This is a genomic window from Microbulbifer rhizosphaerae (assembly GCF_014191725.1).
GTDB lineage: Bacteria > Pseudomonadota > Gammaproteobacteria > Pseudomonadales > Cellvibrionaceae > Microbulbifer > Microbulbifer rhizosphaerae.
In genome coordinates, this window is the sequence record NZ_JACHWZ010000011.1 from 188608 (window position 1) to 205766 (window position 17159).

Annotated in this window: 18 protein-coding genes and 1 pseudogene; 8 read left to right on the forward strand and 11 right to left on the reverse strand. The window is 60.5% G+C overall.

The genetic code is table 11. From position 1 onward, the window contains the following. Positions 1–90 precede the first annotated feature (90 nt). Positions 91–576 carry an Lrp/AsnC ligand binding domain-containing protein gene (locus FHS09_RS13075; RefSeq protein WP_183460585.1) on the forward strand — a complete coding sequence of 162 codons (486 nt, stop codon included), beginning with the start codon at positions 91–93 and terminating at the stop codon, positions 574–576. A 27-nt stretch (positions 577–603) separates the two neighbouring features. Here FHS09_RS13075 and FHS09_RS13080 read toward each other — a convergent pair whose 3' ends face one another. The 3 genes from FHS09_RS13080 to putP form a co-directional block, all read right to left on the reverse strand. Then, entirely contained in the window at positions 604–1068 is a 465-nt protein-coding gene (locus tag FHS09_RS13080) for an Mpo1 family 2-hydroxy fatty acid dioxygenase (protein ID WP_183460587.1), read from the reverse strand. 84 nt (positions 1069–1152) lie between these two features. Then, positions 1153–1665 carry an O-acetyl-ADP-ribose deacetylase gene (locus FHS09_RS13085; protein ID WP_183460589.1) on the reverse strand — a complete coding sequence of 171 codons (513 nt, stop codon included), beginning with the start codon at positions 1663–1665 and terminating at the stop codon, positions 1153–1155. Between the two features lie 52 nt (positions 1666–1717). Then, positions 1718–3193 (reverse strand): sodium/proline symporter PutP, encoded by a 1476-nt coding sequence (gene putP, locus FHS09_RS13090; protein ID WP_183460591.1) that lies wholly within the window; start codon positions 3191–3193, stop codon positions 1718–1720. Positions 3194–3360: 167 nt separating this feature from the next. Here putP and FHS09_RS13095 point away from each other — a divergent pair, with 167 nt between their 5' ends. Further along, positions 3361–3960 carry a hypothetical protein gene (locus FHS09_RS13095; protein ID WP_183460593.1) on the forward strand — a complete coding sequence of 200 codons (600 nt, stop codon included), beginning with the start codon at positions 3361–3363 and terminating at the stop codon, positions 3958–3960. Here FHS09_RS13095 and ttcA read toward each other — a convergent pair. Continuing rightward, positions 3848–4762, reverse strand: coding sequence for a tRNA 2-thiocytidine(32) synthetase TtcA (gene ttcA / locus FHS09_RS13100; RefSeq protein ID WP_183460595.1), 915 nt, complete (start codon positions 4760–4762; stop codon positions 3848–3850). The two genes, FHS09_RS13095 and ttcA, sit on opposite strands and share 113 nt — an antisense overlap. 272 nt (positions 4763–5034) lie before the next feature. After that, entirely contained in the window at positions 5035–5694 is a 660-nt protein-coding gene (locus FHS09_RS13105) for an arylesterase (protein WP_183460597.1), read from the reverse strand. Positions 5695–5809: 115 nt separating this feature from the next. Here FHS09_RS13105 and FHS09_RS13110 point away from each other — a divergent pair, with 115 nt between their 5' ends. The 6 genes from FHS09_RS13110 to FHS09_RS13135 all read left to right on the forward strand — a co-directional run bounded on the left by FHS09_RS13110 (position 5810) and on the right by FHS09_RS13135 (position 12347). Continuing rightward, positions 5810–6517 carry an ABC transporter ATP-binding protein gene (locus tag FHS09_RS13110; RefSeq protein WP_183460642.1) on the forward strand — a complete coding sequence of 236 codons (708 nt, stop codon included), beginning with the start codon at positions 5810–5812 and terminating at the stop codon, positions 6515–6517. Continuing rightward, positions 6517–9015 (forward strand): ABC transporter permease, encoded by a 2499-nt coding sequence (locus FHS09_RS13115; protein WP_246394985.1) that lies wholly within the window; start codon positions 6517–6519, stop codon positions 9013–9015. The genes FHS09_RS13110 and FHS09_RS13115 overlap by 1 nt, the downstream gene beginning before the upstream one ends. 125 nt (positions 9016–9140) lie before the next feature. Further along, a complete protein-coding gene (gene bioA / locus FHS09_RS13120) occupies positions 9141–10406 on the forward strand; it encodes an adenosylmethionine--8-amino-7-oxononanoate transaminase (protein ID WP_183460599.1) in 1266 nt (421 codons plus the stop codon). Positions 10407–10485: 79 nt separating this feature from the next. Then, on the forward strand, positions 10486–10929 hold the full coding sequence (locus FHS09_RS13125) for a hypothetical protein (protein ID WP_183460601.1): 444 nt from the start codon (positions 10486–10488) through the stop codon (positions 10927–10929). A 64-nt stretch (positions 10930–10993) separates the two neighbouring features. Further along, on the forward strand, positions 10994–11263 hold the full coding sequence (locus tag FHS09_RS13130; protein WP_183460603.1) for a PepSY domain-containing protein: 270 nt from the start codon (positions 10994–10996) through the stop codon (positions 11261–11263). Positions 11264–11414: 151 nt separating this feature from the next. Beyond that, on the forward strand, positions 11415–12347 hold the full coding sequence (locus tag FHS09_RS13135; RefSeq protein WP_183460605.1) for a YwqG family protein: 933 nt from the start codon (positions 11415–11417) through the stop codon (positions 12345–12347). 20 nt (positions 12348–12367) lie between these two features. On the opposite strand, the gene FHS09_RS13140 is transcribed toward FHS09_RS13135, so the two are convergent. The 6 genes and pseudogenes from FHS09_RS13140 to FHS09_RS13165 form a co-directional block, all read right to left on the reverse strand. Beyond that, entirely contained in the window at positions 12368–13432 is a 1065-nt protein-coding gene (locus FHS09_RS13140) for a peptidase M42 (protein ID WP_183460607.1), read from the reverse strand. A 62-nt stretch (positions 13433–13494) separates the two neighbouring features. Continuing rightward, positions 13495–14187, reverse strand: coding sequence for a CTP synthase C-terminal region-related (seleno)protein (locus tag FHS09_RS13145; protein ID WP_183460609.1), 693 nt, complete (start codon positions 14185–14187; stop codon positions 13495–13497). 73 nt (positions 14188–14260) lie between these two features. Then, positions 14261–15322 (reverse strand): DUF6429 family protein, encoded by a 1062-nt coding sequence (locus FHS09_RS13150; RefSeq protein WP_221191993.1) that lies wholly within the window; start codon positions 15320–15322, stop codon positions 14261–14263. A 290-nt stretch (positions 15323–15612) separates the two neighbouring features. Next, entirely contained in the window at positions 15613–15891 is a 279-nt protein-coding gene (locus tag FHS09_RS13155) for a hypothetical protein (protein WP_183460611.1), read from the reverse strand. Positions 15892–16028: 137 nt separating this feature from the next. Further along, positions 16029–16331 carry a hypothetical protein gene (locus tag FHS09_RS13160; RefSeq protein WP_183460613.1) on the reverse strand — a complete coding sequence of 101 codons (303 nt, stop codon included), beginning with the start codon at positions 16329–16331 and terminating at the stop codon, positions 16029–16031. A gap of 315 nt (positions 16332–16646) precedes the next feature. Then, positions 16647–17159 (reverse strand): annotated as a pseudogene (locus FHS09_RS13165) (hypothetical protein); the annotation flags it as partial.

The window sequence follows — 17159 nt, forward strand, 5'->3', positions numbered from 1 at the left end:
GTATTTCTGGCAGTTTTTGCATGACACCAGTGGAATCCACTAGAATCCACCAAAAAATGGCCGATTCTTGAACAACCGGAGAACTATCTGATGCGCAAGCGCGCCAGTGAACTGAGCACCATCGACCGCAATATCCTGCGGGTACTGCAAAAGAACGGCCGCACCAGCTACGCCGAACTGGCCCGCCAGGTGGGCCTGACCCCGACCCCTTGCGTAGAGAGAGTCAAAAGACTGGAATCGGACGGTGTGATCCAGGGCTACACCGCGCTGATCAACCCGGAGTTTCTCGATGCAGCCCTGGTGGTCTTCGTGCAGATACGCCTGAACCGCTCGGCCCAGGACGCCTTCGAGGAGTTCCGCAATGCTGTGGCGGCGCTGCCGGAGGTACAGGAGTGCTACTTGGTTTCAGGCAACTTCGACTACCTGATCAAGGCGCGGGTGGCGGATATGAGCGCCTATCGCAAATTCTACGGAGAGACACTACTCAGCCTGCCGGAGGTGCTGGAATGCACCAGCTATGTGGTGATGGAACAGGTGAAGGAGACACTCGAAGTGCCGGTGCACTACAACAGATAATGCGGACAAATTTGTCCGCATTCCGCATTAATACCTGATTCCCAGTCTGCGATAGATAAAAGCGATCACCCACGCCGGCCCAATCAGCAGAAATTGCAGATCCTTGAAAAACGAGGGCTTTTTACCCTCAATATGGTGGCCCACAAACTGCAGAATCCACATCAGCACAAACAGGACCAGGGCAGTGACCCACACCGAAAACCCCAGCCGGTCCGCCACCGCCCAGCCCCACAGACACACTACGCTCAAGGCTGCCATGCCCAGTGCCAACGGGAAGGACATCACCAAGTAGAAAAGCAAAGTGGGAATGAGCGCCACCACCGCCCAGTTCAACCAGGGAATGGCGGCCATAAAGGCGGGCTGGGGAATCGCCCACAGCAGCCCAACCACAGTGGCGTAGATCACCGGCACGGCAATCCAATGAATAGCTTTGTTGGTGGGATTCTGGTGGCTCTCGCCATATTCGGAGAACCACTGTTCAGCACTACGCATTGTCTCCTCCTGTCCATTATTATTATCAGGCTGATAATCTGTGACCAATCTTCAAGAATCAATGACCGAAAGCGCCATCAGGGCTCACCTTCGCACGTAAGCCTCCAGTTGCTGCCGGTACAGATCTGCCATTGTCTCGTCGAAACAACAAAAGATTATCTGCTGCGGCTCGCTATCCCGCTCCAGATGCTGCTGCACCTGCTCCACGGCGACCTCCACCGCTTGCGCCGGCGGATAATCGTAGACTCCGCAGCTGATCGCGGGAAAAGCGATGGAGTGCATATTCTCGCGCCGGGCCATGGCGAGACACTGGCGGTAGCAACTGGCCAACAGTTCCGGCTCGCCGAAGCTGCCGCCCCGCCACACGGGCCCCACGGTGTGATAGATACGTTTGACAGGAATGGCAAAGGCGGGCGTGGCACGCACTTCCCCAGCTGGACAGCCCCCGAGTTTGCGGCAGACCTCCAGCAATTCGGGACCCGCCGCCCGGTGGATAGCTCCGTCTACCCCACCACCACCGAGGAGCCGCTGGTTGGCGGCATTGACGATAACATCGACTTGTAATCGAGTGATATCACCGAGATGGACTTCGATCACTCAGTTTCTCCAACCCCTGCACACACTCGCAGAGGTTGGATAGCCCGAAAACTCAACCGGGCAGCCCCAGCACTCGACGGTGGCGCGATGCTACTTCTGCGGGACATTTTGTCACTGCGCTTACTATCACGATAGCAGCTGAAGAGAGAAGGAAGCCGGGTAAAAGCTCGTAGATATCGAAGATCCCACCGGAAAGCTGCTTCCAGACCACCACCGTCAGACCGCCCACCAGTACACCGGCAATGGCCCCGGCACCGGTCATTCGCGACCAGAAGAGGCTGATCAGAGTCGCCGGGCCGAAGGCGGCGCCCAGGCCCGCCCAGGCATAGGCCACTACGTCCAACACTTTGGAATCCGGGTCCATGGCCACCCACACCGAGATCAACGACAGGGCGATTACCGCCCAGCGGCCCACTTTCACCATTGCCTGGGGGCTGGTTTCCCGCCCAAACCACACATGGTAAATATCCTCCGCAAGCGCCGCCGAGGACACCAGCAGTTGGGAGTCGGCGGTACTCATAATCGCCGACAGAATCGCCGCCAACAGTATCCCTGCCACCAGCGGGTGGAACAGCGCCTCCACCAGCGCCATAAAGATGCGTTCGCCGTCGGGCAGAGTCTGTTGCAGTTCCAGATGGCCGAACAGGCCCACGGACAGGGCCCCGAGGAAGCCGAACAGGGACCAGACGGCGGCCACCGTCGCGGCCGCAGGCACATCGTCCGGGCTGCGCACCGCCATAAAGCGCGCCACGATATGCGGCTGCCCGAAATAGCCCAGGCCCCACGCCAAAGAACTCAAAATCGCCGCAATTCCCAACGTCTGGCCGGTATTGTCCTGCATCCAGTGCATCAACTCCGGCACCTTGTCGTGCAAATTGGCCCAACTGGCGGCAAAGCCACCCTCATTCTGGATAACCACCACCGGCACAATGACCAGCGCCAAGCTCATCAGCAGCCCCTGGAACACATCGGTCCAGGACACCGCGAGAAAACCACCGAACAGGGTGTAGGAGATCACCGCCCCCGCACCGATCATCACCGCCCACCGATAATCCCAGTCGAATACCGTCTCGAACAGCTTGCCACCGGCGATCAACCCGGAGGCCACATAGAACAGGAAAAACAGCAAAATAAAAAAGGCACAGAGGGTGCGCAGATAGGGGTGCCCCATATCAAACCGCCGATGCAGATAGGCGGGGACGGTGAGGGAGTCGTCGAGAGCGCTGGTATAGATACGCAGACGCCGGGCCATGATGGTCCAGCTCAGGACAATACCAGAGAAGAGACCAATCGCGATCCACGCCGAGGACAGGCCGGCGGTATAAGCGGCCCCCGGCAGCCCCATCAGCAACCAGCCGCTCATATCCGAGGCACCGGCACTGAGCGCCGCCACCGCCGGCGGCAGCGAGCGCCCACCGAGAAAATAGTCACTCGCGTTCTTGGTGCGCGAGTAGGCGTAGATACCAATCACCAGGATCAGCGCCAGGTAAGCTACAAAGGTGAGCGCGACAAGCCATTGTCCGGACATAGAGACCCCTTCTTATTGTGGATTGCGACACCTTGCTGAAAAACCCTTCAAGAACGGGCGTCACGGCTGTTTTTTGTGTTTATTGCGCTCAAATCTACTAATTCGCTGGCACAAGCTCAATCGGCAAACTACATATTGGAGAAACATTCGGAAAATCTGACATCACTATGGGTATCTGTCTGGACGAGCTGCGCCTGATGGTGATTCGTCCCACCCTGAAGCATCTGAGGGCTTGGTCTGCGGGAATGGAAAACCTGCTGCTAGGCACCGCGGCCCGGGAGTCACAACTGGGCTTCCACCTCAAACAAGGCCGCCGCCACGGACTGGGTATCTACCAGATCCAGCCCCACACCCACCGCCATATCTGGGACCACTACCTGATCAATCACCCGGCCCTGGCCTCCAAGGTGCGCGGTCTGGCCAGTCAGCGGGACTTCCTGCACCACCCCCACAGCGAACTGGCCACCAACCTGCGCTACGCCACCGCCATCGCCTGGCTGATCTACCACTCCGCGGGCGTCGACGATGTGGAGGAAAACGACGTGGCCGTCATGGCGCGGCTGTGGCACCAGTACTTCCACCACGGACCGGTGGCAACGGAACAGGATTTCCGGCAGAGCTACACCCAGCTGGTAAAAAAGGGGAAGGGGGGGGTTACAGATTCAACGCATCGATATAGCGCGGTTCATCCACCTCCTCATCCGGCACCCAGGAGTGAATCTGCCGCTCGAGCGGGTAATCGCCCTTTCCGCCAGCCGCTGGCATAGAGCGGTCCAGCTCCAGGCTCTCGAAATCGTACAGATCCCGATCCGCCAGCTGCGACGGCGATACCCGGGTGAGTGCTGAGAAGATGTTTTCAGTGCGGCCGGGAGACTTCCTGTCCCATTCCCGCAGCATCTGCTTGATCGCCTGCCGCTGCAGGTTTTCCTGACTTCCGCACAGGTTGCAGGGAATGATCGGAAACGCCTTGTACCCGGCGAAACGCTCCAGGTCCTCTTCGCGGCAGTAGGCCAGTGGGCGAATCACAATATTGCGCCCGTCATCCGCGCGCAGCTTCGGTGGCATGGCCTTGAGTCGTCCCCCGTAAAACATATTCAGGAACAGCGTCTCGACGATGTCGTCCTTGTGGTGCCCCAGCGCCACCTTGGTCGCGCCGATCTCCTCGGCAAAACCGTACAGGGTGCCACGGCGCAGGCGCGAGCAGAGCCCGCAGGTGGTCTTGCCCTCCGGCACCACCTCTTTCACCACCGAGTAGGTGTCCTTCTCCACGATGTGATAAGGCACGCCCAGTGACTGCAAATACTCCGGCAGCACGTGCTCGGGAAAACCCGGCTGTTTCTGGTCCATATTCACCGCCACCAGTTCGAACCGCACCGGCGCCGTCTTCTGCAGGTTGAGCAGAATATCCAGCATCGCGTAGGAATCCTTTCCGCCGGAAAGGCACACCATGATCCTGTCGCCCTCCTCGATCATATTGAAGTCGGCGATGGCGCGGCCCACATTGCGGCGCAGGCGCTTTTGCAGCTTGTTGAATTCGAGCCGCTCGCGGCGGTTTTCCAGGTCGGTCATGGGTGCTTGATTCTCTTAATACAGTTTGCCGGGAGGCCGGGCTTCGATTTCATATCCTGGGTCGGGACCCGGGACCCGGGACCCGGATAAGAATACCGAACTCCAAAGCGAAGGCCCTGATGCCGGTGGCTGTTTGCGGGACCTTCTGCGGCCATGGATGGCCGCGGAGAGCGTACAGGGACGTATTCACAGCGTGTCCCGCAAACAGCCACCGGTAGCAGGGCCGCCCCTAAGCTACCTAAAGGCCGGGGCCGCGATTGTACGCATTTCGATCAGGGGCTGCACGCGTCCACCGGCGATTCGCCCAGCAGCGCCTGCACGCAGGGCCAGACATGATCCAGCAGGGCCGCCTGGGCCATCGCAGTGGGATGAATACCGTCCGCCTGCATGGCCCCTTCCTGCAGGGCCACCGGCTCCAGGAAGAAAGGTATCAATGGCACCGATTCCGCTTCCGCCACTTGGGGGTAAACCGCGGCAAAGGCCTCGGTATAGGCCCGGCCGTAGTTGGGCGGCATGCGCATGCCCAGGATCAACACCTCGGCGTCGGCCTCCCTCGCCAGACGCACCATCCTCTGGAGATTCTGCTGCAGCGCGCGGGGCGAATAACCGCGCAGGCCGTCGTTACCGCCCAGCTCCACTATCAACCAACGCGGCTCGTGTTCCTGCAGCAGCCGCGGCAGCCGCGCCAATCCACCGGAGGAAGTCTCCCCACTGATACTCGCGTTCACCACCTCGACCGGGTTGTCTCCATCCCTCAGCCGATCGCGCAACAGCTGCACCCAGCCCTGGCTCTCATCGAGGCCGTAGGCGGCACTGATGCTGTCCCCCAGCACCAGCAGCGTATCGGCACCGCGCGCCTGCGCCAACGGGACCGACAGCAACAATAGCGGGACAAAAGCCCTTATCAGTCCCCGGAAAAAATCTGTCCTCATGTCATACTCTCCACTGCCTTACGCGTATATCCAAGGAAGCTCTATGTCCACCAAGCTCACGGCTGCGTCCACCAAGCTCACGGCTGCGTCCACCAAGCTCACGGCGTTATCCGCAATGCTCAGGGCTGAAAGCCTGCACCATCATGTAGCCACCGGCGAGGGTCCGCTGACCCTATTAAATAATATTTCCCTGCAACTCGCCCGCGGCGAATCCCTGGCGATCACCGGCGCCTCCGGCTCCGGCAAATCCACCCTGCTGGGCCTGCTGGCCGGGCTCGACCGGCCCAGCGAAGGCCGCATCTGGCTCGCCGGCGAGGAAATCACCGCGATGGACGAAGAGCAGCGCGCCGCCCTGCGCTCCCGCTGCGTGGGCTTCGTATTTCAGACCTTTCAATTGCTGCCGGGACTCACCGCGCGGGAAAACGTCATGCTGCCCAGCGAACTGCGCGGCGAACGCAGCGCCGCCAAACGCGCCGGGGAATTCCTCGCCCGCGTGGGCCTGGAGCACCGACTGCACCACTACCCGCGGCAACTTTCCGGCGGCGAGCAGCAGCGCGTGGCCATCGCCCGTGCATTCGCCAGCTTCTCCGGCGACGACGGCATACTCTTCGCCGACGAGCCCACCGGCAGCCTGGACGCCGGCAACGGCGAGAAGGTTATCGAACTGCTATTCAAACTCAATGCCGAATCCAACACCACCCTGGTGCTGGTCACCCACGAGCAGCGCCTGGCGGAGCGCTGTGGCGCGCACCTGCGTATGGCCGCCGGCGAGATAAAGGCCGGGGAAGCCGATAGCGGCAGTCTGTCGGAGGTGTCCATCTGATGCCCGCGCTCAAACACTCCCTGTTGGCGCTCCGGCTGCTGGCGAGAGACTGGCGCGGTGGCGAACTGGCGCTGATCGCCACCGCCCTGGTGCTGGCGGTGAGCTGCGTGACCGCCATCGCGCACTTCACCGACCGTCTGACCCGCGCCATGCATATTCAGTCCCAGACCTTCCTCGCCGCCGAGCGGCTGGTGAACAGCAGCCAGCCGGTGGACAGCGCCTGGTTGAACAAGGCGCGCGAGTTCGGGTTGCAGCAGGCGGAAACGGTGCAGTTCGCCTCCATGCTCGCCGCCGGCGACGAGTTCCAGTTCGCCGCGGTCAAGGCGGTAAGCGACGGCTACCCGCTGGTGGGCCACCTGGAAATGCGGGCCCTCGAGGGCGACCCCAGCCGTGTGGTACAGGGCGGGCCGCCCCCCGGAGAAGTCTGGCTGGAACCGCGACTGCTGCCGCTGCTGAAGCTGGAAATCGGCGATAGCCTGCAACTGGGAGACACCCAACTGACGGTCAGTGGCTTGCTGGACCACGAGCCGGACCGCAGCGACAACCTCTTCTCCATGGGCGCGCGGCTGCTAATGAACCTGGACGACCTGCCCGCCGCCGATATCCTGCAGTCGGGTAGCCGGGCGCGCTACCGCTACCTGTTTGCCGGCGACGATCAGGCTCTGGAGCAGTACTTTACCTGGCTGGAGCCACTGCTGACCGAGCACCAGCGGGTGATCGACCTGCGCGAGGGCCAGCCGCGGGTGGCCTCGGCACTGGACCGGGCGGAGCGCTTCCTGTACCTGGCCGGCAGCCTCGCGGTGCTGCTCGCCAGCGTCGCCGTGGGCCTGGCCGCGCGCCGCTACAGCCTGCGCCACACCGCCTATGTGGCGGTGATGAAAAGCCTGGGCGCCGGCCGCGGCAAAGTGCTGGGAATCTACGTGGGGCAGTTGGCGGCGCTGGCCCTGATCGCCACCCTGCTGGGCCTGCTGATCGGCAGCCTGGTACAGTCCCAGGCGGTGTCGCTGATGGCGGACTTCTTCCCAGCGGAGCCGCCACCCAGTCATTGGTCGCCATTGATCGTCGGCCTGGCCACCGGTTTCGCCTGCGCCCTGGGCTTCGCCCTGCCACCGCTGTTCCGCCTCGCGCGCACCGACCCCATGCAGACGCTGCGGCGGGACTGGAGCAACCCAGACAGGCGCGAATGGCTGGGCTTGATACTCGGCCCCACCAGCATGCTGCTGCTGATCTGGTGGCTGTCCGGCAGCCTGGCGATCACCGCGGCCCTGTTCGCCGGCATGGCACTGCTGGTGGGCGGCAGCGCACTGGCCAACCAGTTGCTGATACGCGGCAGGCTGGCGACCCTCGGCGGCAGCTGGCGCATCGCACTCGGCAGCCTGCAGAGACGCGCGGCCTTCAACACCCTGCTGATCGCCGCCTTCGGCACCGGCCTGCTGGCCATGCTCGCCCTGGTGTTCGCGCGCACCGCACTGATCGACGAGTGGCGCATGCAGTTGCCCGAGAAGGCGCCCAACCACTTCCTGATTAATATCGCCCCCACAGAGGTAGACGGCCTGCAGGCCATGCTCGCGGACAACCAGGTCACCAGCACCGAGTTCTACCCGATGGTGCGCGGACGCCTGACCGCCATCAACGGCGAACCGACCAAGGACCGCAGGGAGCAGGACAACGCCCTGCGCCGGGAACTCAACCTGAGCTGGACCGACACCCTGGCGCCGGACAACCGCATCCTTGAGGGCGAGTGGTGGGACGAGTCGGACGAGGGCGTCTCCCAAGAGGAAAGCGAGCAAGGGGTCAGCGTGGAAGTGGAACTTGCCGCGCGCCTGGGCCTGGCCCTAGGCGATCGGCTGCGCTTTTCCATCGGCGGCCTGGAAATCGAGGCTCCGGTGGCCAGCTTCCGCTCCCTGGACTGGAACAGCATGCGGCCCAATTTCTATATGCTGTTCGCCCCCGGCGCCCTGGAGGACTTTCCCGCGACCTATATCACCAGCTTCTATTTACCGCCGGAGCAGAAACTGCTGGTCAACGACCTGGTGCGCAATTTCCCCAGCGTCAGCGTGATCGAGCTGGACAAGATCATCCAGCGCATCCGCGATACCATCGACCAGGTCTCCCTGGCCATCGAGTCAGTGATGGTGCTGATGCTGGTGGCCGGGGTACTGGTACTGGTAGCCGGCGTGCGCGCCAGCATCGCCGAGCGTTTGCAGGAGGCGGCGATTATCCGCACACTGGGCGGCCGCCGCCGCCTGCTGCTGCATAGCCTGATGCTGGAATTCGGCCTGCTGGGCGTTGCCGCCGGCCTGCTCGCCGCCGCCGGCACCGAGGCGACCCTGGCGGTGCTGTCGCAAAGAGTGTTCGACCTGCCGTTTGTCGCCCACCCGATGCTGTGGCTGCTGGGCCCGCTGGTGGGCGCGCTGCTGGTGGGCACCGCCGGCACCCTGGCGTGCCGCAGCTCGGTGAGCGAGCCGCCGCTGAAAGTTTTACGTGAGTTGGCCTAAAAACAACTGACCCTGTAGGAGCGGCCGTTGGCCGCGATCAGCATATACTACGTAGCAAGGCCGATCGCGGCCAACGGCCGCTCCTACAAAGTAAAATTCCCCGGACCTCGAAAGAAAAAAGGTTTATGGATTTAGACTTCGACCGCAACCATATCTGGCATCCCTACTCCTCTCTGATCGATCCGCCGCCGGTCTACCCGATCGAACGCGCCGAGGGCGTACGCATATACCTGGAGGACGGCCGCGGCCTGATCGACGGCATGTCCTCCTGGTGGTCCGCCCTGCACGGCTACAAGGTGCCGGAACTGAACCGCGCCCTGAGCGAGCAGATGGAAAAAATGTCGCACGTGATGTTCGGCGGCCTCACCCATGAACCCGCGATCACCCTGTGCAAAAAGCTGGTGGAAATTACCCCCCACACGCTCACGCGGGTCTTCCTCGCCGACTCCGGTTCGGTATCGGTGGAAGTGGCGATCAAGATGGCGTTGCAGTACTGGCAGTCCCAGGGCCGCAGCGGGAAAAACCGGTTACTCGCGCTGCGCAACGGTTACCACGGCGACACCTTCGGCGCCATGGCCACCTGCGACCCGGTCACCGGCATGCACCACCTGTTTGCCAGCCAGTTGACACCGCATTTCTTCGCCCCGGCGCCGCAGCCGAAATTCAGTGAACCCTGCGGCGACGAGGATATCGCCGAACTCCGGCAGCTGATAGAGAAAAATCACAACCAACTGGCCGCGGTAATTCTCGAACCGGTGGTTCAAGGCGCCGGCGGCATGCGTTTCTATTCCCCGGAATATCTGCAGCGGGTGCGCCAGCTGTGCGACCAGTACGACCTGCTGTTGATCGCCGACGAGATCGCCACCGGTTTCGGCCGCAGCGGCAAGCTGTTCGCCTGTGAGCACGCGGATATCAGCCCCGACATTCTCACTCTCGGCAAGGCCCTCACCGGCGGCACCATGACCCTGGCCGCCACCCTGTGCACCGATCGGGTAGCGGAAGGCATTTGCCGCGGCGAGGCCGGAGTGTTTATGCACGGCCCCACATTTATGGGCAACCCGCTCGCCTGCGCAGTGGCCAACGCCAGTATTGAGCTGTTGTTGAGCGGTCCCTGGCAACAGCGGGTGGCCGCCATCCAAACCCAACTGGACAGGCAGTTGGCGCCGTTGCGGGACGCTGCCGGCGTGGCCGATGTGCGCACTCTCGGCGCCATCGGCGTGGTGGAGATGGACCAGCCGGTCGATATGAGGCAGGTTCAGGAAGCGCTGATCGAACGCGGTGTGTGGCTGCGCCCCTTCGGCCGCCTGGTGTACGCCATGCCGCCCTACGTGATTTCCGAGGTGGATCTGGGCCGGCTGGCCGGCGCCATGGTCGAAGTGCTGGGCCGCTAAGAAGTCCAAACAAAATGTCCGGCAAAGTCACGGAATTCAACCTATGCTTAGGAGCGAAACGGCAATTTGCGGAGGTTGTATGTACCGCCACCTGCCCCTGTTAGCATTGATTCTGATCTTCGGCCTAACCGGCTGTGACCGCGATAGAGACGACACCCCCCAGCCCATGGAACCGGGGGGAACGATGGAAGAGCCCGTCACTCCCAATGGGGACACCACCACGGACGGTATGGACGACGGCACCACCATGGACGATGGAACAACCACCGACACACAGATCTGCACGCCGGAATGGTTTGCCTGGGTCCACCAGGAGGTCCAGACCATGCCCGATGGCAACATCACCCAGCTCTACCCCAGCGGCCTGCCGGAAATAGGTAGTGAGGAATGGTTTATCGCCGTCGACAGGCTCACCGGAGGCACCGGCACCCAGGGCCAGGGCCCGGAGGGCGGCACCCCCGAATGGTGTGCCATGATCCAGCAACGGCTCAGCCAGTCCTCTCAGTCCCCCCAGACTCCCTGATTCTCGCAAACCCTCCGGGCCGGTTCCGCCGGCCCGCGTTTCCCAAACAGCAGAGGAACACACAATGATTCCGGCAAAAAACCTGTTGCTGGCTTTCATTTTTGGTGCAGTCCTGCAACAGCCGGCCCTGGCCGACGAAAAACCCCCGCCCGGGGCCATGGCCCTGTCGACGGTCCTCACCAAACTGGAACAGCAGGGTTATACCCCCATTGTCGATGTCTCGCTCGACAACGGACACTGGGAAGTGGCAGCCTACAAGAGCAACGAAAAGCGGGATCTGGAAGTGGACCCCAATTCCGGCAAAATACTCTCGGACAAGCCGGAGGGCGATTGACCCCTCCTCCCAGCTCCCTCTCCCGAGGGAGCACGACATTCCTTCTCCTGTTTCCGAAAAAATCGGCGAGGTGGTACCGATGTGTCCCCCCGCCAACCAGATGCTACGGCCGTGTTAAAGTGGCGGCTCAATTCATCGGGGAGCAGGTCCCATGTCCGCATCGGCCATCGTCACTTTTGCTGTACTGGTTATTGTCGCTGTTATCCTGATTCGTGAGCATCGGCGGGAAGCCCGGCCCCGCGGCTCCCTGCAGGCAGCGGTAACCTCCCATACCGAACCGGAACTGGCGGACAGCGAGGTGGAAAAGATACTGAACTCCATTGATGCTCAACTGGAAGCGCACCGGCTGGACTATATCAACCTACGGCCGGTTGCCGCACCCGCGCCAACCCCCTGGAGCGGCAAATTCGGCGGCAAAGCCTACTGGCCCAGGACGGCGCCCTATCCCGAGGCGGAAAACGGCCACAAACTGTACCTGTTGGCCCAGCTCAATTTTTCCGAACTGCCCGCCCTGCCCGGCTACCCGGAAAGGGGCCTGCTGCAGTTCTTTACTACCGACGACGACCTGATGGGCCTGAGCTTTGCGGACAGCGGTGGGAAACAGGCGGAACTGAGAAAAAACCCGGGCAATTTCCGGGTCGTCTACCACGAGGAAATTCTCGAAGACCCGGGTGCGCTGGAAACCGAAGTTCCGGATACCGGCGAAGCCGAATATTTTCCGTTGTCGGCCGAGTACGCCCTCAAGGCGGAGCGGAAATCCGGCTTGCCCAGCAGTACCGATTACCGCTTTGAACAGACAGGTATCGATCTCACAGCCATGCCGGACCAGGTAATGGACGCTCTCTGGGAGCGCAACGACGCCGCCGGCAGCCGGGTCGGCGGCTATGCCACATTCACCCAGGACGACCCTCGCTACGGCCAGCCGCAGGACGCCTGGCTGCTGCTCTTCCAGATGGACACCTCTTACGATGACACCGTGGATATCATGTGGGGGGACTGCGGCGTGGGCAATTTATTTATCCAGCCGGACGCCCTGGCAAAACGGGACTTCAGCAGGGTCTGGTACAACTGGGACTGCTGCTGACAGCGATCCCGGCCAAAACCTCAGATCGCTCCCGCCTCCCCCGCAATCAGGGTCAGCAGCCGGCTAAAAGCCTCGTTGGCGGCCATGGTGGAGGACTCCTCCATGGTGTGATAACCGGTGGTCGGTATCTGCAGCGTAGTGCCCTGCACAAAGCCGTTGGATGCCAGAACTATGCGCCCCAATTCCGTACTGCCCAGGGACTGGGGCTCGTTGCCCAAGGCGACGGCCTCGCGGTTCTGCTCGTCGATATAGATATCCTTAAATCCGTAGCTGATACCGTTTGAGCGGCACAGGCTCTCCACCATCGCGGTGGTTCGCGGATGAAACTCCGCATTGGCATCGCGCCCGCGCAGCACCACCTGCTGGCGATCGGCGGTTTCCCGATCCGGATAGGGGCTGGTATCCACCACAATCAAACGATCGGTGCCGTCATTGAAACGGCGAAACCACTCCAGCAGGTACCGCCAGCTGCTGCCCGCCTCCTCCTGTGCGGTGAAGAACGCAGTGCCCTGGAAACCCAGGGCGTAGAGGTGCACCAGGTGCGTCGCGGTGAGCACATTGTCCAGTTGCGCACTCAGAATGCCGTTGGCCATGGTCAACCGGTCGGTAAAGGCCACCGGCGTCCCGGCCACCAGGTGTTCCAGACCGTCCACCTCAAAGATCAGGTTGTTGCGGTACTCGCATACATAGGCGTTCCTGATCACCCCGGTACCGCGGTAGGAACCCGACCAGGGTTCGTAGGCCATCACCGGCACCGACTGGAAGCGATCGACGATTTTCATCATCAGCTTTTCCGACACCGAATTGCCCAGCAGATCCGAGCGGTTGCCGGTGACAAAGGCCGCGTACTGGAACTCGTTCGGCCCGGTACAAATCAGCCCGTGGCGATCGATATGCGCCGAAAACATGGCCGCATCCGGCCTGTCCCCCTGCGCCACCAGCAGCCCCTCATACCAGGTCACCCTAGCCCCGCGCTCCTCCAGCGCGCGCTGCAACACCCGGAAAAACGCATGTTCCGCACCCACTACACTGGGGCTGCGGATCAACTCTTTCAAAAGATCGATAAACTGGTCGGCTCCCTGCATGGATGGGAATACCTCTGTAAAAACTGCAAAGTGTTTAACCAGACCGCCTGCGTTGCGGGGTTCTATTTCACACAGGCCTGAACAAACGCCCGAACCAGCGGCGAAAGCTGCCCCTGCAAGGCCCAGCGCTCGGGCTGGAACAGGGTCGCGATAAAGAACGGATGCCTGTCCAGTTCGATCGCGCGGATCTCATCGGTCATATCGAAAGCGCAGCCACGCATGGGGCCCCCGAGCAGCGCCCGCCTGAATTCGGGGTTCAGCCCATAGCGGCAGCGATAGCCCTCTGAAATTTCACTGACGCCATAAGCCCGGTAAATCAGCGTGTCTGGGTCGAGGCGTACCAACCCGGTGGTTTCCACCAGCGCGCAGGCCAGCGGTGAAACCACCGCCCTCTTCGCCTCCGGGTTGGACTCCGCGTGATCCGCGTCCTCCCAACCCAGCACATTGCGGGCGTACTCCAGGATCGCATGCTGGAAACCGCCACAGGTGCCGAGAAAGGCAACCTGGTTCTCCCGCGCCCAGCGGATCGCCAGCAATGCCCCATCCATATCCTGATAGGGCGTGGCCGGGACACACCAGATTCCGCTGTAACCGGCCAGGCGCCCCGCGGAGCGGATTTCCGGTGTGGGCACCCACTCATATTCGACGCCGGTGCCCAGCGCGGACACGGCCATTTCAAGAGACGGGGGGATAGCCTGATGGGCCGGCACCGATGGATCGAAATCACCGACCAGCCCGATAGTTGCGACAGTCATGGATTAATCCCAGCTGATTTCAACAAAAGGTCGAAGTACGGAGCCAGTCAGGGGGACCTGCGGCTCGCCTGATTCATGTCGCGGAAGGCATATCCCCGGAACCGGTCTCCTTCGGCTTGCCCACAGTATATCCCTCAACCCGATGCACGAGCGACACCAAAACGAAGCTCAGCAGCATCAGCAGATACCAGGAGGATAGCTTGGCCAGAGGCACCATATTCCAGGCAGCAGCCTGGCTCGGGTAGATCCAGATATTCACAAAGGTCGCGATGTTCTCCGCCAGCCAGATAAACCCCGCCACCAGCAGCCACCCAACCAGCAGCGGCATCTGCCGGTAGGCCAGGTCCACCCGGAAGTGAATCTGCGTGCGCCAGAACAGCAGCCCGGTCCAGCCCAGCAACAGCCAGCGCAAGTCCGGGACAAAGTGGTGGGCAAAGAAGTTGATATAGATCAGCGCAACCAGCAATACCGCCCAGTGATATGCCGGGTACCCCGTGTAGCGAAACTCAAAGATGCGCCAGATCCGCGCAATATAGCTGCCCACCGCACTGTACATAAAGCCGGTAAACAGGGGCACATTGCCGATGCCAAACACAAAGGGCTCCGGGTAAACCCAGGAACCGATGGCATCGGCGGTCTTGAACAACTCCATCACCGTAGCCACCAGATGGAAGACCACGATCACCAGCGCCTCGCGCGGCGTTTCGAAGCGAAACACCAACAGGAACAACTGGAAGCCGACGGCAACGAGAAAAATAAAGTCGTAGCGGTGCAGGGATTCCAGCGGATACCAGTATTTGGTCAGGATCATCACCGCCAGCAGGAAGCCGCCGAACAGGCAGGCGTAGGCCTGTTTGAGGCCGAAAAGAAATAATTCCCTAACCGCGCCAAACGGCATACCGTGCTTACTGTTTCTTTTCAAAGAGCTGATGAAACAGGCGCTCGGATCGCTTAGGCCCTCGTCAGTAAGGACTACAGACTTGGCCTTGCCGACAGGATCGAAAATAAATCCTTTTTCGCAAAGCCTGCCCAAGGCAGACCAGTCGAAGGACTTCCAGGACCGACAGCCATCGTGAAGCGTCAAATACAATAGGGCCAGAATGGTCTCATCGATTTTATCTTTATCAATTTCCATCTTAGAACTTCCTTAATTTAGCTTCGAATTGTTTTTTGTTTTCCAGGATTGCATAGCCAATAGGTGAAAACCGCTGGTCAAACCCGCACCAAGTTATCGACATCGGTTTAGCGGTGTACAACCTCTTCACCTTGAATGCCTTACAACATAGAAAGGTAATTCCCTCACATATTTTGTGCAAGGGAACTCGTAGAAAATAGTTCGTAATACATTCATGCGAATCGTCAGTTAACGCCGCGCACACCGGCGGCAACCGAAGGCTGCGAAGTGCTGCGATTGGTTATGAGTGCTCACTTCTTGCCACCAAAGTTATGATGTTGAAACTGTGGCACAACGACTTCCTTACCCCTCGTGAGCTTTTGACCGCAATAAGGGCAGAACGCCACCTGAACCTTAACGGTCTCGATTGTCTGCCCCTCATACTCAAGATAATGGTCGCGCTCAAGATCTTCCTCTGTCGCTACCATATTCAGGTTTAGATAGACATCAGGGCCGTCTTCTTCGAACCATACCTCAGCGAGTGAGCAAGAAGAGCATCTATGAATCAAATCTCGAACCTCTTCAAGCATTCGCAAAAACGCCGGTTTTTAAGAGTTTTTCTACAGCCTGAACGTTGCAATAACCGGTGACTGGAGCTGTTTATGCGCGAAGCGCATAGCGTAAGCCGTTCGGCGTGCGTTTTTTGCGCGCGTAGTTCATTGCCTTGTTAAGCTTTGCCACTAAACCGCCAGCGCTCATTGTTGAAACCATGTTCTTGACCATTTTCTATGCATCCTGGAAAGGCCCAACCACTAACAAATTCTGACCTGAAACTTTCTGCTTTCTCAGGCGGTAATCCTACGAATACAAATTTAGTGACTTTTGGATGCCCACCTTTGGGTGGAATATTGAAGATAAATTCGATAGTGCAGTTCCCACAAATCAACTTAATAGGTTTTGAAACAGCAATAGGCATTAGCTGCCCTTTGCTGTCTCTCTGCTCTAAACCACACCTTCTGACTTGAACCACCTCGGAATCCAGGGGGATTGTACTCCCCACAGCTAGACCAGGAACAAATAGAAAAGCTAACGTACTGGGCTTCATAGGTAGTGACGCCTCTCGCCGTAGGAACCCCGGTCACCCAAGGCCCCCGACACAGTCCCGGACGTGCGGTTTTCCCGCATCCGGTTCCTCGGTTGTACTCGCTTTCGCGACGGGCACCTCATGCGTACACCAATCGCTTCCTCGCCCATGGCCTGATGGACGGCTTCGGGATACACAAGCGGGTAAGTGCCCGCTTGAACTGCGGCCAGGTAAAGCTGCGGTGCTTTCCTCCCCGTCGATTCAGCCATTTGAAACTTGTCCAAGGGCTTCTCGGTAGAAGCGGTAGAGCCCTTTTTGATTACCTGTTATGCCGTAGTAGTTGTAGTGTCCCTGTAATCGCCGTTTCAGTCCAGCCACGAAGGCGTGGCCCGGGAGGTTGCGATTTCTCTTGATCCAGTCCCTTATGCGTTGCTCGGCTGCCTGTTGTTTCTTCGGCGCCGTGCGTCGCTGGATTTGGGGTATTCCGCTTCGGTTCCAGCCCCACCAGAGTTCGAAGCCGAGGAAGTTGATCCTCGATTCGCTCTGATGGCCAGCATGGAAGCGGCTGAAGCGACAGATCCGTGTCTTCTCCGGCGCTATGGCCAGGTGGAACTTGGCCAGTCTCTTCGGCAGCTCTCGGTAGAAGGCGTCTGCGTCTTTCTTGTACTGGAAAGCGCAGACGAGTCGAGTCGCCCCGGGGACCCTCCCCCCGAGGCGCTCACAGAACCGGACGTGAACGTCTCCGCTCATCCGGCTCCTCCTATCCAGCCTGTC